The organism is Sporosarcina sp. Y352 (assembly GCF_056786535.1).
In genome coordinates this window covers 37,038-52,460 of record NZ_JBXCJE010000009.1, presented here as the reverse complement: position 1 = coordinate 52,460, position 15,423 = coordinate 37,038, and the positions used below count along the sequence as shown (strand labels likewise).

The following is a 15,423-nucleotide window of genomic DNA, read 5'->3' as shown; positions in this document are numbered from 1 at the left end:
CCCATTTCGATTAAATTTGATAGATCGAACCAAGCCAAAAGACAAATGACACATAAATCACCGAGCCTGCCAAAAAGAAATGCTCTCTATAGTTAAATGAGTAGTGCGAGAGCTTCATCTTTTTCACGTTAGGATTTGTAAATGAATAACTAAATCCTTTTGTTTCTAAAGCTTCCACTGTCGTCCTTGATCGCTTAGCGCCATTTAAAATTAGCGGATAAAACGACATGATTAGGATTTTCATAAAATAATAGATCGAACGCCAGTATAGAAACCCATGCGACGCAGGTGCTTTTCCACGTAACCGATAGGATAGAAAGATTTGCTGGAATTCCTCCATTAATGTAGGTAAAATCCGATAGCCAAAAGCCACACTGAAAGAGGCTTGACCCGGCACACCAAAACTAAGTAACGCATCGCTAAAGCGCTCAGGATCCATACTGGTAAAAACGGCTATACTTGCGAGCGCAATGATGGAAAGCTTTATCGTTAACCATAAAAGGGGCGCAATTGATTCAAAACCGCCACCGAAAAACAAAGAAATGAAAAGCAATACTGCGATTTCCCCTAATAACCCTAGACATAAAATCACTATAATAAGGGGGCTCACTTTTGAAATGACCGTCATGAAGACCATAAAGATGAGTAATCCACTTAAGATCACTTTATTGTGAATGAACCACGGCACAAGTCCGAAGAACAAGTACCAGACAATTAACGATCTCGGGTCAAGGCGCGCAAGAAATGTGTCTCTATTGCCGTAAGCGGTATTCAGTAACTCTTCTTTCACGTATTCAATCGAAAACTTTTCACGCATACTCCTTGTATAATTCAAGATTCACTCGCTCCTTATCAACCGATCTCCAACCTGCGATGAAATCCTCGACTGTAAAGCAAACTGGATTCATCCCTAGCTTGTTACTCAGTTGTAAAATTTGGGGAGTTGCCAGGCCGGCTCGTTCCACCAATGCATCATCCGCGAAAAGGGAATTTCGATTGCCGTCGGATACGATTTTCCCTTGATTCATCACAATCACTCGGTTCGACCACTCCGAAACGAGCTGCATGTCATGCGTCGCGACGATAACCGTTTGCACGTGTTGCCGTAACTTCGAAAGCATGTGGATCATCTGCTTTTTTGTTGCGATATCCAAATTTGCAGTGGGCTCATCGAGTAAAATCACCTTGGGATTCATCGCAGCTCCAATCGCTAATGACGCTCGACGTTGTTGTCCGCCACTTAGCAGCCGGGCATCATGATGCTGGATGTCAACAAGTGAAAAGTCTTCAATTAATTGATCAACGACTGCTGTATAATTAGGTACTTTTCTAACTTTTAAATAATATTCAATGTCTTTACGTACAGAGTCATTGATAAACATTTCCTCTGGATTTTGATAGACATAGGAAACCGTGTCACTTAACTTCTCCGGGGAGGATTTGCTTGTATTCAGTCCTTGTACAAGCACATCTCCCTCACTCGGTTTGACAATGCCTACAATCAATTTAAGAAGGGATGACTTACCAGCACCGTTATTTCCGACGACCGCAACGAGGTCCCCTTTGTGAAATGAAACATTGATATCCGCCAAGACTTGCTTCGTTTGCCTTTTGAATGTCCTATAATGAAGTGAAACATCTTTAAATTGAACGACAAGATCGTTCATGCTTTCCGACACAATTGGTTCACTTATTACATCCAGGCTCGGCAGTTGATGTCTAACTTTTGGAAAGTAATCAAGTGCTTCAGCCATTGTCGTCGGGTAGTTATTCTCCACTTCTGCCGCACTTTTCAAAGAATACGCCGCCTGGGTCACTTGTGGTGGATAGATTTGGCGGCTCATTAGGTCTTCTACTTGTGATAAAGCTTCTTTCACCGCTTTTTTCCAAAGAATCTTTCCTTGATCCATTAGTATTACTTGATCACAGTAATTGGCGATAAACTCTGTGTGGTGCTCAATGACAATGATTGTGATGCCAAAATCGATATTTAATGTTTTTAAAATGTCATATACTTGTTTCGCATGATTTGGATCCAGTTGTGCAATTGGCTCATCAATAATGATCATTTTCGGTTTCATCGCTAGCGCACCTGCTAAAGCAAGGAGATGCATTTGCCCTCCACTCAGCTGCCAAATAAAGTCATTATGGAGCGCGGATAATCCTGTCACTTCAAGCGCCCATTTTCCTCGCTCTTTATAGTCAGCTAATCCATAATTTAAAGGTACAAAGCAAACATCATCTAAGACAGTGGGTCTTAGGAGTTGATTCTCGAAATCTTGATAGACATATCCAACATTTTGGGAGAGTTGTGCTACAGAATGGTCTTTTGCCAATAAACCATTTACAATCACTTCACCTTCAAAATCCCCTACATAAAATTGTGGAATAAGACCATTGAATGTTTTACATAAAGTAGATTTCCCTGAACCGTTTCCACCAACAATCGCGGTAAATTCTCCCGGATTAATTGTTAAATGAACGTTTTGCAACACGGGATTTTCTGCGCCAGGATAGGTAAATGAAACATTGTTTAATTGAACAATTGGTTCAACTGCCATGTTTAAGTCCATCCCTCTCTTTTGATTTTTTCATCATAGTGAGTAGCGTTAGGGCTGCAATAATTGCTGCGACGCCTATAATAATCCAGATAAACCAACTACCAAACATCTCTAAAAAGTCAGGCTCCCATTCGCCGATATTTAAATCTGCTTCAGACGCGAACTCTGACACAACCGCGACAGCCGTCAAGATAACGCCAATGACGATTAACTTGGGTGTAATGATTTCGTTTAACGAATAACTAACCTTATTGTCCCTAGGCTTCATGCCAAGCAACGGTTCAATTTTCCCGTAAAGTCTTGGAACCAGATAAAGTGTGGGCAAAAGTGCAAATAAGATTCCCGAAAACAGCAAGTCATTAAAGAATGCGACACCTTCTATAATCAGGATACTCTCAGCCAATCCTTGTACGGCCTCAATTTCTTCGATTCCGACCCAAACTTTCCCGATATCCACCATAGTTGCCAATAAATGATGCACAATTAAGCCCGACATGACGCCAATACCTACCTGAAGTCGGTTCAATGGATTTCTTACTAATATCCCCGCAATGTACATTCCAAGAGAAAAGGTAATAAACTTTTCTATTTCTCCAATACCGCCAAATTGTCCGAGCATTAATTCGCCAAAAATCACTTCACCTAAGGCAGCCCCGATAGCCGTATATAATGGATGGAATAAAATACATAGCGTTAGTGGAATAAATGCAAAATATTCTACTGATAATTCAATTGGACCTAGTTGTACGCTTGGTAAAAGTTCTGTAAACATGTTAGAAAGACCATACAAAGACATAGATAAAATAAAGACCATCATTTTTTGTGACTGAGTTAACTGATAGGGCTGTTTTTTTGTCAATTCAATTCCTCCTTTTACTCTTAATTCAAATGATATCAAGCTGTTGTTAAGGAGATGTGAATGTCGTGTAAATAGATTGTAAAATAATTTTCACATTATAATTAATGAAAATTATTTTTCATCACGAATAAAACATGTTAAAATACAATGTAGAGGAGGAGATAGTATGTACGAAGAAAATTGGAATGTAGAAGAGTTAACACCCAATCAAAAAGTGATTGCAGATTATGTACAAAAAAATACAAATTCTATTCTCTATATGACAGAGACCGAAATCGCGGCGCAGCTCGAGTTAAGCAATGCGACCGTCTCTCGATTTTGGAAATCGATTGGCTTTGAAAGCTTCAAGGATTTTAAAAATGACTTAAAAGAACGAGAAGTCATATCTCCAGCGAACAAATTGAAAAACATTATGAATCAAGTTGAATCTAATGAAATGCAGCAACAAATGCTCGCACTAAGCACCCAACACTTACAGGAAACACTTCTACATTTTTCATCTGACACATTCGAACAGGCAGTCGACGCTTTGACCAATTCGAATAAAATATACATATATAGCCCAGGCCCCTCAGAAGGCCTTGCTCAATTAATGGATTTTAGACTATCTCGATTCGGCTTATCTCTCCATTGCCTTCCTAAAAGTGGACACGAACTTTTTGAATCATTAATTCATATGACGAAAGATGACACAGTGTTGGTTTTCGGATTCGTCCAATTACACCCCGAAACAAAAGTTATTTTAGATCATAGTAAGACGATTGGATGTAAAACAATCGTAATTACAGATCGACTTATTTCAGACTTTAATACGACAGCAGACATGATCTTATATGCCAGTAGAGGCGAGTTATGGGAGTTCCATTCAATGGTTGCGCCGACTTTTCTTATCGAGAATCTAATCATCGGCGTAGGCATGCGGAAAAAGGATGAATCCATTTCCAAGTTAGAGGAATTAAATGAGTTGCGGAGTAAGTATAAGAGTATTTTGCCAAGGTGAAGGGGTTTGGTTGGAGGGTTTGACGGGTTCGTTGGAGGCTTTACTGACTTCGTGGGACACTCGGCTAACTTTGTTGGAAACTCCCCTGTTCGTTGGACGCTTTCGTAGCTTCGTTGGAAACCTCCTTGTTGATTGGACACAAAAAAACCAGACAATCCCCAAATTGTCTGGTCTCCATTTAGCGAATTACCCCATTCGTAACACACACGCCTACCTAACACTTAATCATCTACAGCTGGTGTTACTTAAGTTTAGCCACATCAAATTCATAAACCGCAACGGTTCCTGACATTTCGTGTGTTGCTGCTAGTAATGCGTTACCTGTTGGGCTTTTGGAAGCTGGGATGAATCTTAAGCCTTCTGGCGCTACATCTCCTGCAACCTCTTTCGTGAAGTCACGGCTTGTCACGAACGTTACGTACTCAGGGCTTGATGGATTTGTAAGATCATAAACCATAATGCCGCTGATGCGTTCTAGCGCGATGAATGCATACGTTTTTCCATTGATTTCTCCAGTTGTTACTGATTCTGGTTCTGGACCTTTGCTGTTACTGCGATCATCTACATCTACATTGCTGTTGCTTACGTTGAAGTATGGTTTTAATCGCGGATCATTTGCGATGATTGATTCGAAATCACTTCCGCTATCAAATACGAGCTCCATTGTTTTTGCATTGAAGATAGAGAAGCTACGTCCGCCGTATCCATAAAGCGCTTCGTATTCTCCAGCTGCATTTTTTCCATCTTCAGTTGTAATTTTAAAATCATTTAGTGCCTTTAGGTCAAATCCATCTAGCTCTGCTTGTGTATAGCCTGCATAATGCTCTGCTTTTAATCTAACTTTATCAATAATTTTATCTACTTTTTTATCTTCACTGAATCCTTCATAGTCACGTGCGTCCCCTTCGTTCGGTGTGATGATGTACGTATCTGCACCTACAGTGAACGTTTCAATGGCATCTGGCATATAGAATGAAAGGATTGGTTGTTTCTCCAGTTTTACTTTGCCATCTTTGAGCGCGTCTAGTTCATTTCCAGCTGCTGAATAGTCTTTTACGCCTAACCCTTTAACGCTTAGGATTTTGCCTGCTACAAGGTCAACTGTTGCGATTGCATTGTTTTCTTGTAGAGAAACGTAAGCCGTTTTGCTGTCAGCAGAGACGGTTACATATTCAGGCTCTAATTGTGCCAAGTACGATTTGCCTTTGCCTTGATAAGACATCCGAACTTTATCGTCTAACATTGCTTCTGTAAATTTCAGTTCTGTATGCGTATAAGTTGCTACATCAATAATCGAAATAGACCCTGCTGGATCAATTAAATCACTTGTTTTTCTTGCATTATCGGCTGGTTCTCCTTCATTTGCAACGATTGCTTTCGTCCCGTCAGGCGTGAATGTCACCATGTCTGGCAATGCGCCGACTTGAACAGATTTTACAAACTTCCCGTCTTTCGTTGCAAAGATGATGTAGCCTCGTTCTGTTTTCGGATCGCTTACTGCAGAAATCGCGATTAAATCTTTAGTTGGATGTGAAGCAATGCTCGTAATATCAGCTACCCCATCAACGCCAAAGCTTGAGAGTAGTACTCTAGTCGTTTCTGTAATGCCTGTTAATGTACCCGATTTTAAATTTTCAAATGAAACAATGTCAAAACCTTTTACTGCACCATTAGTGACGAATGCTTTTTTCAGGTTTTCATCATAAGCTAAAATCTCTGTCCCACCTTCGCCTTTAAGGCTGTCGTAGCGGGCAACTTGAGAGACTGTTAACTTTTCAGGGTTCGTGTTATAAAAACTTGTGATTGCGTCTACAACTTGTCCCTTAACGTCTACTATTCGACCTTCACGTTCAGTTGGAATTTTGTCGCCTAGTGATACCAAGTGTTCTCTTAAGTTTTCCCAATCCGAAAGTCCAAGATCCGTTACACGACCTGCTTCATAAGCTTTTTTAAGGACGTCATATCCGTCTCCACCTTTTGCTGTGAAGGCGTTTGTTGCTACTGTATATGTCTTAGTGTCTTCAAGTTTTGTGTACGTACCGTCTTCATTTTTATAGGCAATTGAAACGACACGTTCTCCAGCAGGTTTAGAAGAATCGAATTCTACTTTCGCACCTGATACATGAAGGAAACCGCCGTTTTCTTTTGGATACTCTTTAAAACTAATTTCGAATGCCTCTTTTAATTCTGCACCTGTAACGTCCATAGTCGCTAGTGTATTACCAAATGGAAGCACAGTGATTACGTCCCCTACTGTGATTGGACCGGCATCTATCGCAGATCTAATTCCCCCACCATTTTGGAATGCCATAACTACTTTTTTATCTTTTACATAACCTTGCGCTTTTGCAAGCATGCCATCTGTGATTAAGTTCCCTAGAATTGTTTCACTCGCTCGTACACTTGTGCCCGGTACATAACCTTCATCAGATGTTCTTGGACTTATTAGTGCATTTTTAAGTGTTACGCCAATTTCCTCTTCATTTACAGCTGCAATTCGATCTTTATAAGGTTTTAAGAGCTTAACGGCCTCAGCATTCTCTTCTTTGTCTTTAGTCGCAATCAATTTACCTGCATGTCCGACTACGACACCGTTTTTATCAAATTCAATATCTAACGTACCCAGGTAATCTGAATACTGATACGCTTGTACAATAATTGTTTTGTCTTTCGCTGCGCCTTTTTCATCTTTGTCTACAACGACAGGTTTGTCTAGTTGCGTATGGCTATGTCCACCAACAATTACGTCAATCCCGTCGACATTTGCAGCTAGCTCTTGGTCATTGTCCATCGCGGCATTATCATCAAAACCAATATGTGTCAGTGCAACGATTTTATTGACACCCATTTTCTCAAATTCAGCAACCATTTTTTCTGCATCCTCAATATAATTAGAGAATGTAATTTTCCCCGGACTTGCAAGGTTTTTCGTTTCAGCAGTTGTTAGACCAAAGATACCAATTTTTTCTCCGTCTACTTCTTTGACAATGCCTGCGTAGATATTGCTATCTTCAGGCGTTGCTGAAATTTTCGTATTGAACAATCCATCAAACAATGGATCTTTTGAAAAATCTACGTTTGCAGATACAAACGGGAAGTTTGCCGCTTTAATGAAGTCAGCCAATGCTTTATGGCCTTCCGCTGATGAACCAAGGTCAAATTCATGGTTACCGAATGTCATAGCATCGACTTTCATTAAATTCATGAACGCTAAGTCTGCTAATCCTTGGAATTCATTGAAATACAAAGTACCAGAGAATACATCTCCTGCATTTAACAACAATGCATCCGGTTTAGCTGCGCGGACCTCGTTTACTGCTGTAACCATTTTTGGTGCTTTGTCCGTATTCGCATGTATATCATTTACGTGCATCAAAGAAAGGTTAAACGTTTTTCCATTGCCTCTAGTGGAAGCTGATTCACTTCGAACAATAAAGGAAGCCATTTGCCCTCTTGTAACGAAAGCATTTGGTTCAAATCTAGTAGGAGTGGTTCCAACTGTGATTTTATTGTCGATCAATGCTTGGACATAATTTGCGTACCAGTTTTCAGCTCTGACATCTGTAAATGGGCTCTTCGTAAACTTGACGTCTTCTAGATTAAATCCAATACTAATCATCTTGGCGATATGCGCACGTGTCAGTGGCCCGCCAGGCTTAAATGTCTTATCGTTATACCCTTCTACAATGCCAGCTTCAACAAGTGCAGCAATTGCTCCGTAATGCGTGTCAGTCACTTTAACGTCTTTGAATCCCGGGTTTTTTACATTCTTTGTATCCAATTCAAGGGATTTCGCTAAAACGGTAGCAAGTTGCCCCCGCGTTACGGCCTGATTCGGTTTATAAGTGCCATCGCTGTATCCTTTTACGATCCCTCTAGAAGCCAAACTGATAACTGCGTCATAGGATCGATGACTTTTTATATCTTTTACATCAGAAAATATGGGAATTTTCACCTCATCGGCTTGTGTGTATACCGGTGCAGCTACTGCAAGTGTTCCCGTTGCTACCGCTACAGCTAACGTCGCTCCGAATGCTTTTTGATATGAATTCAATTGAATAGCCTCCTAAAGTTCTATGTATTGTAAGGGCTAATTTAGTCCTTTTATTAAGGTTACCATTCTAAAACCTCTGAAATGTTAAGTGATTATTAATGTTTTGGTAGATTGTTAGTTTAGTGTAATGAGTGTTAGTTTTATGTAAATTTTTGCGGGTTTGGGGGGGTTGGGGGGGTTGGGCGGTTCGCGGGTGGATTCGAGCGGGGCGCGAGAGGCTAGATAAAAAGCGTTGGCTTATAGAAATAATTTTTGGTATATTTAAAACAAACCGCTTGGTATGTTGACGGTAATACAACGAATCTACAGGTAAGCACCTTTCAAATAACTTGTTAAAGGGGGATTTGGCAGATGAATCAATACAAAAGTATTTTAGTAGCTATAGACGGTTCAGTTGAGGCCGACTATGCATTTCGTAAATCCATTGATATCGCCTATCGAAACAAAGGTTCACAATTACACATCGTTAACATTATAGATACAAAATATTTCGGAGCGCTCGATAAAGATATTGCTGAGCAGGTCAGAGATAAATCACAGGAAATTTTAGATCGCTACAAAGCACGTGCAGCAGTTGCTGGTGTTAAAAATGCAACGTCCATTATTGAATATGGGTCACCTAAAACGGTAATAACAAAAGAGATTGCTAAAACAGTTGAGGCCGACTTAATTATTTGCGGCGCTACGGGGCATACGCCAATAGAGCGCTACATAATTGGTTCGGTATCTGAAGCAATCGTCCGTTCAGCTAAATGCGATGTTTTAGTCGTACGCACACCCACGAATTGAACAAAAAAATGGCTCAGAACTTTGATAAAAGTCTGAGCCATTTTTTTAAACGTTTTGTGTTTTCGCTTGAACTGCAGCTTTTCTATCTTGCGCTGCGTGCATTTTAACCATTACAAAGCGTGCAATTGGCTGGATAACTAAGCTCTCTAAAAATAGAGCGATTAAGAAGTTACGTGGCCAAGTTTGTAGGAAGTGAGCAACGAAATCCTCTCTAAAACCATTTCCAACGATATCTCCAATAATTGTCATTGTGAATGACATACCCAATACTGTAAAAATCGTACGGAACATGATACGAGCAGCAAAACCATCTGTTGGAGAAATGAATTTTGATGATAAATATTCTGCAAAACGACCGATTGCGACAGGTTCAATAATCATAACGATCACCCAAATAATAGGTAACGTGATTAACATGCTCATTGCAACCTCTTTATTGAATCCTCCAGCTGCAAGGATTATGTTGATTGATCCTATTAATAATACGGATAGTGTTACGATGATAGCGCCGAATAACGCTCCCTCTTTAGCGTTTTTGGGTAGTCTGTTTTCTTGATGCATAGTTTGATTTCTCTTCCTTTCAAAATTCGTATTGGACCTACTCTAAATACAAAAGCAAAAACAGTTATGAACTTAACGCAAATCAATGAAGCTGCCGTAAATGCAATTTACACTAAAAATGCACTCCGTTTAACAACCCAAATAGTAAAGAGCTCTGTCTACTTTATCTGTTTACTTTTAAAATACTCGGCAATAATGTCGCAATTGTTTTCAAAGGTATTGCGGATTTTTGCGTTAAACAAAGCATCATTGCACCCTCAATCGAAACTGTCAGCAACAATGCACAAGCGGAAGCCGATTCATTCGAATAGCCTTCCGTTACAAGTTTCTCATAGTAAAGCTGTTGAATATTTTCATATAGAGCACTACAAGCAGTGCGGACTGGTTCACTCATCGTTGCCATTTCACTGACAATGCTACTAAATGTATAGGCGATAATGGTGCCGTCTCTTTCAAAGTTGTGAACCAACTTATCAATCATTGACAGTATCGCGTCCTCCGTTGCTTCATGCCTACTGAAAATAGCCTCAATATCTGTGGTAATGACTTCGTTTAAACCGTGTAAACAAGTAATCAATAATTCTTCTTTTCCATTTGGGAAATGATGATAGAGCGCTCCTTTTGTAACGTTACAGGCTGTTAAAATCTCATTAAGTCCGACACTTTTATACCCTTTTTGTTGAAAAAGGGTCGTCGCCGTATCAATTAATATCGATTTTGTATCCATAATTGATGTATTCCTCCTGTCATACCGACTGGTCTGTTTTTATTATAACAAGTTTTCAACCTGAATAATAGTTTTCAGTTTTATTACATTTTAGTGCGCCTTATTTAGTGAATGTCACTATATCCCTGAAATTCCATACATCAAAATAACCAGACAAACGCCACTTTGTCTGGTTTCAACTTTTTCATTATTCAATTGCAGGCATAACCTTTTCTCTCCCAAAAATGAATACTACTCCTCGTCGAATACTTACCCCTTTCTCACGAAAAGCAAAAACAGCACAAGCGCACCACTGCTACATGTCATAATTATGATGCCCATTGGCCACGCCGTTTGGTCCCCTGCAATTCCTACGAGTGGCGCAACGATCGCCCCACCGATAAATGGAAGCAGTCCCAGAAAGGCTGAAGCACTTCCTGCCGCTTTTTCTTGGCTTTGCATGCCGAGCGAAAATGCGGACGTTGATACCATTCCGACACTTGAAACGACGAGGAAAAGGGCTATGGTCATTGCGAGTAAAGAAAGGTCATTTGAAACAACGATAAAGAGTAATATACTTCCTGTGAATGACAATAAAACCCCTGTAAACAGCAATTTCACTTCGTCAACTGTGCTTGCTAATCTACCTGTCACTTGTGCGGCGATGATAATGCCTAAACCATTTAGTGCAAACAACATGGAAAACTGTTGAGGTGTTACATTGTAAAGGTTTTGCAGGACAAAAGGAGACCCCGCTATGTATGCAAACATACTCGACATGATCAAGGCTAGTGTGCCCGATATCCCCAGAAACACACGGTCTTTAAACAAATTCCCGAATGTCTTGACGACCGCCAACATACTTCCCTCAGCCCTTTTTTCTTTAGGCAACGTCTCAGGGAGAAAAAGCGTAACTGCCAAAAACATAAGAAGACCAATTACACCTAATATGATAAACACGGCGTTCCATGATGCGAAATTTAAAACGAATCCACCTGAAATGGGCGCAAGAATCGGTGCTGCACCGTTTACAAGTGCCAGTAATGCGATAAACTTCGTCAAGTCTTTACCAGAATACATATCCCGTGCAGAAGCCCGTGCGATAACGATTCCCGCCGCACCTGATACCCCTTGGATAAATCGCGACCCGATAAAAACCCAAATCGTTGTACTGAATGCACATAAAACAGAGGCAGTCGCGTATACGATTAACGTAAAGATGAGCGGTTTGCGTCTCCCCCGAATATCACTCAATGGACCGAAAATCAGCTGTCCGACAGCAAGTCCTATTAAACACGCGGTCAAACTTAATTGTGCAAGCGATGTTGAGGTATGTAAATCAGTTGCAACGATTGGAAGCGCCGGCAAATACATATCCATCGATAGCGGTCCGATGGCAGTAAGTGATCCTAGTAATAGGACAATCCAAAACTTATGTAACTTCACTTCTTTTTTCACTTTAGCCACACTAGATTGACACTTCCTTCTTCATTTAATCTTTGCGGATTACTATTTCTATACCTTCAGTAGACTTTTGATTATCTGGATGATTTTTATGATTATTTGACTAGTAATCTAGCCATTATTCTGATTTTAATTAAGTATAGCATAAGTGGTATGCCATGAGTTGGGCGATTGAACGATGGGTTCGGGCGGTCGAGCGATGGATTCGAGAGGGCTGCAAAAGCTAATAAAGTATATATTTGCAGTCTCCAAGAAAAACAGAAAAGCTGCCTGTGCATGATAAGCCATGCACAGGCAGCTTTTCTGTAATTTCGATTAAGCCATCTTCATCCGTCTGTAATGCCTGATGACCATCAACGCAATTCCTGCCAGAAGTGCGGTACCCAGAAATATAAAGTAAAATAGATTTGTCGATGTGGCAGGCAAGCTGCCCCCGGCTAATGTTGAGCCGCCGCTATCAATTTGCCCTAGTACCATAGCTTGAACTGCCGGGGTATCTTTTCCTTCTGCTGTAAAAGAGAAAGCAAATGCTGACTGAAGTCCTTGAAAATCATTTCCAAGGTGCTCTGGAAAACGAATAGTGATATCCAAATTCTCCTCACTGCCGCTTGTAAGTTTTCTTGCTTTCAGTGACTTAAATTCAGCCAATTTGCCTTTATACAATTCCACGCCATCTGTTTTTATTTCCATCAATAGCTCGTTAAATAGCTTTTCTTCTCCATTGTTTTGTACCTGCATTTGGTAGTCAAAATCTTGGTTGCCGTTTTTGACTGTAAGGGTCCGGGGCGCCCAATCACCGGGCTTCATATTGCTGATATCAAATAAATTTTCTTTGGGTGAAAGGATGATGTCTATCTCATTCTGGTCCGTGTCGTTTTCACCCTCTGCAAAAACGTTTGTTATGGGAAAGATACAAATTCCGCCTATCAATAAAAGACACGGAATCAGTCGAAACAGTTTGCTCATGTTACCAATGCCTCCTTACATATCTTGGCTTTAGATTCACGAAGAACTATCCCCGCCATCTTCTCTCACTACATCTACTTGTTTCTTTTGAGGCAATTCGAGCTGACTTAGTGCTCTCCAAATCGTAAATGCCGAGTAAAGTAGCAGCAAGAAACCAGGGATTAACAGCAAAAACGCACCATTCTTCGACTTGGTAAAGTCAATGAAGTACCCTGCGTAAGGCAATGTAAAACCGGTGTACTCCGCTACCACATTACCAGACTGTACTGGATTCATATCCTCAGCATTATTGTTATCACCTTTTGTCCGGTAAAGTACAGAGTCTCCACTTTTGGACACCTCTGTAATCCGGTGTGTGATCAAAATATCTTCTGTTTCTTGGAATGTGATGACATCGCCTGCTTTAAAATTGGTTTTATCTTCGGGTTTCTTTACAGCGATGATTGAGCCAGTTTGGATTCCCGGCTCCATGGATCCCGACAGAACTGTTTTTAATTGGTAACCGAAAAGTTCCGGCTCGCCACCAGAGATTTTCGTGATGACCACAACGGAAGCTACACTAATCAGCAGAACCATCAATATGCCGGAGATGAGGCTATTTATCGCCTTCATTATTCTCCGTTTTTTCATTTGACTCTCCTTCTGTTTTCTCATTTGTATCACCCTCTGCTTCCTCTATGATTTTTTCTGGTTCTACAACAGCATTTATTTCAGTTACTGTTTCAGCGCTTTCTTCTGGAGCCTTACTTTCCGCAGAATCCTGAATAACCGGTTTCTGTACTTCCTCGCCTTTCTGCTGTTCAACGTTATTTACAGGAGTTTCCTGCTCCACCACTGTGTCAGCATCTGAATCCGCTTTATTTTCGTTTTCTTTCTCCACTTTCATATCTTCATCTTCTGTGATGGTATCCTTTTCAATTTCTTTCTTAGGTTCATCCTCTTTATTCTTGCAGTCGACCTTGGTTATCTCGCTTGATACAGCATCTTGTTCGTTTTCTCCCAAAGAATTATGATCTTCGCCCTTGCAGTTGACATCGCTTGATTCGTCTTCTACCTTAGGCTCCTCATCGTTATTCTCGCAGTCAACCCTGATTTCCTCGATCGATACCGTATCTTTACCATTTTCCTCCTTCGGCTTGTCATCATTTTGCTCGGGGTCAATCATAATTTCCTCGCCGCATTCATTAAGAACTACCGGAACTTCCCATACACCAGCAGTGATTGTCTGGGAGACTTCTGACTGACTACTAAGAAATGCGGACGTGTCAGACGACATATAACTAGTGCCAAAAATGGTTACATAACATATGAGTGCTATTTTTGAGACTAATAAAAGACTTAGATTCTTTTCCTTGAATGTTGACATTCGCTTGATTCCCAAACCTATCCCGCCTTTCATAGTAATATCGCTAGAACTATCTTAAATATATTTCTCAACATATAAAAAAGTTATATATAGAGAAATATATATAAGGAATAGCACCGGCAATCTGATGAAATAAAATGAAGGAGGAGAAGTGCTCTCCTCCCGGGATATATGTTATCTCAATGTTCCAGCTGTCTGCTTTGCGTCAAACGTCCAGTCAAGCTTTAGAGAATCTCCTTGGAAAACATTTTGATCCTGACCATTGTCAATAAATTCGAACATAACTGTAAGCGTATCGGATGAATTCGCCCTTAGTCCATCATTTTCTCCGCCAAGCCTCCATCCCAACAGATTTCTATCAGTAACATCTGTTGAACTTAGGTTCTTTAAAGTAGTTTCATAAAGAACCTCAGACCTTTTGTCATTATTGACAAGGAACTTAACCTGAATATGTTCACCAAAGTCTGCGCCAGCATTATTACCATTCGCATCAGTGACTGCATAAGCGGATGTCAACAATACCTTGGCTACGTCTAGGCTGCCGGTGTTATTAAGTTTAAATGTACGTAGCATATGATCCCCTGGTTTTAGATTGCCCACATCAATAATTGCAAAGTCTTTATCATTACCTGCAACATTAATATCCAATGTACCTGCTGCAAAACTGCTCTTATTTACTTCCACATCATTGAAATAAGCAAATGTTCCTCCACCGATCATACTTACAGCCAATGCTCCAGTTGCGATACCCATTGCTAGCTTCTTTTTAATAGTCATTTTAGTTTCCTCCATTTTTTTGTATTTTTTTACCTATATTGAATGCTTGTACTATGTTCTTTTCTGCGTCTTGGAAGAGTCTACTCTTATCTTCGTTGTTAGGCATGAGTTTTCTTTTACTTTTGATAAAGCAACCTTGATTGCACGCAACATTTTCATAGTTCGACAGCTATTGACAAATTCCATTTACTACATTTCTACATAGACGTTTTTGACTGAATCGCTCTTTACAATCTTCGCCCCTCAACTTGCAAGAAGCGGTTAAAGAAGTACAATGCAATTTTTTCAATAAATCTTCCTTTTCAGATTTACGTGTCTCC

At 40.3% G+C, this 15,423-nt stretch carries 13 protein-coding genes; 2 read left to right on the top strand and 11 right to left on the bottom strand.

The features are described from left to right. Nucleotides 1-10: 10 nt before the first annotated feature. Genes AC1TO6_RS14900 through AC1TO6_RS14890 form a run of 3 tightly spaced genes read right to left on the bottom strand, consistent with a single transcriptional unit; the run spans nt 11 to nt 3,378 of the window. Complete coding sequence (locus tag AC1TO6_RS14900; protein ID WP_482102409.1) at nt 11-835, bottom strand: energy-coupling factor transporter transmembrane component T family protein; 825 nt, start codon at nt 833-835, stop codon at nt 11-13. Further along, nucleotides 810-2,561 (bottom strand): ABC transporter ATP-binding protein, encoded by a 1,752-nt coding sequence (locus AC1TO6_RS14895; RefSeq protein ID WP_482102408.1) that lies wholly within the window; start codon nt 2,559-2,561, stop codon nt 810-812. Before AC1TO6_RS14895 ends, AC1TO6_RS14900 begins: the two co-directional genes overlap by 26 nt. After that, nucleotides 2,551-3,378, bottom strand: a complete 828-nt coding sequence (locus AC1TO6_RS14890; RefSeq protein ID WP_482102481.1) for a DUF8171 family membrane protein — start codon at nt 3,376-3,378, stop codon at nt 2,551-2,553. Before AC1TO6_RS14890 ends, AC1TO6_RS14895 begins: the two co-directional genes overlap by 11 nt. Nucleotides 3,379-3,586: 208 nt before the next feature. Between AC1TO6_RS14890 and AC1TO6_RS14885 the strand changes: the two genes are divergently transcribed. Beyond that, nucleotides 3,587-4,420 carry a MurR/RpiR family transcriptional regulator gene (locus tag AC1TO6_RS14885; RefSeq protein WP_482102407.1) on the top strand — a complete coding sequence of 278 codons (834 nt, stop codon included), beginning with the start codon at nt 3,587-3,589 and terminating at the stop codon, nt 4,418-4,420. Between the two features lie 241 nt (nt 4,421-4,661). On the opposite strand, the gene AC1TO6_RS14880 is transcribed toward AC1TO6_RS14885, so the two are convergent. Further along, on the bottom strand, nt 4,662-8,474 hold the full coding sequence (locus AC1TO6_RS14880) for a choice-of-anchor I family protein (protein WP_482102406.1): 3,813 nt from the start codon (nt 8,472-8,474) through the stop codon (nt 4,662-4,664). Between the two features lie 351 nt (nt 8,475-8,825). On the opposite strand from AC1TO6_RS14880, the gene AC1TO6_RS14875 reads away from it, so the two are divergent. Continuing rightward, nucleotides 8,826-9,263 (top strand): universal stress protein, encoded by a 438-nt coding sequence (locus tag AC1TO6_RS14875; RefSeq protein ID WP_482102405.1) that lies wholly within the window; start codon nt 8,826-8,828, stop codon nt 9,261-9,263. A gap of 45 nt (nt 9,264-9,308) precedes the next feature. Here AC1TO6_RS14875 and AC1TO6_RS14870 read toward each other — a convergent pair whose 3' ends face one another. The 7 genes from AC1TO6_RS14870 to AC1TO6_RS14840 all read right to left on the bottom strand — a co-directional run bounded on the left by AC1TO6_RS14870 (nt 9,309) and on the right by AC1TO6_RS14840 (nt 15,103). Continuing rightward, entirely contained in the window at nt 9,309-9,824 is a 516-nt protein-coding gene (locus AC1TO6_RS14870; protein WP_482102404.1) for a DUF2798 domain-containing protein, read from the bottom strand. 163 nt (nt 9,825-9,987) lie between these two features. Next, complete coding sequence (locus AC1TO6_RS14865; RefSeq protein WP_482102403.1) at nt 9,988-10,551, bottom strand: TetR/AcrR family transcriptional regulator; 564 nt, start codon at nt 10,549-10,551, stop codon at nt 9,988-9,990. A 249-nt stretch (nt 10,552-10,800) separates the two neighbouring features. Then, complete coding sequence (locus AC1TO6_RS14860; RefSeq protein ID WP_482102402.1) at nt 10,801-11,997, bottom strand: multidrug effflux MFS transporter; 1,197 nt, start codon at nt 11,995-11,997, stop codon at nt 10,801-10,803. Between the two features lie 312 nt (nt 11,998-12,309). Continuing rightward, nucleotides 12,310-12,960, bottom strand: a complete 651-nt coding sequence (locus AC1TO6_RS14855) for a hypothetical protein (RefSeq protein ID WP_482102401.1) — start codon at nt 12,958-12,960, stop codon at nt 12,310-12,312. Nucleotides 12,961-12,996: 36 nt separating this feature from the next. Next, entirely contained in the window at nt 12,997-13,590 is a 594-nt protein-coding gene (gene sipW / locus AC1TO6_RS14850) for a signal peptidase I SipW (protein WP_482102400.1), read from the bottom strand. Continuing rightward, nucleotides 13,556-14,341 carry a hypothetical protein gene (locus AC1TO6_RS14845; protein ID WP_482102399.1) on the bottom strand — a complete coding sequence of 262 codons (786 nt, stop codon included), beginning with the start codon at nt 14,339-14,341 and terminating at the stop codon, nt 13,556-13,558. Before AC1TO6_RS14845 ends, sipW begins: the two co-directional genes overlap by 35 nt. 159 nt (nt 14,342-14,500) lie before the next feature. Continuing rightward, a complete protein-coding gene (locus AC1TO6_RS14840; protein WP_482102398.1) occupies nt 14,501-15,103 on the bottom strand; it encodes a TasA family protein in 603 nt (200 codons plus the stop codon). Between the last annotated feature and the right edge of the window lie 320 nt (nt 15,104-15,423).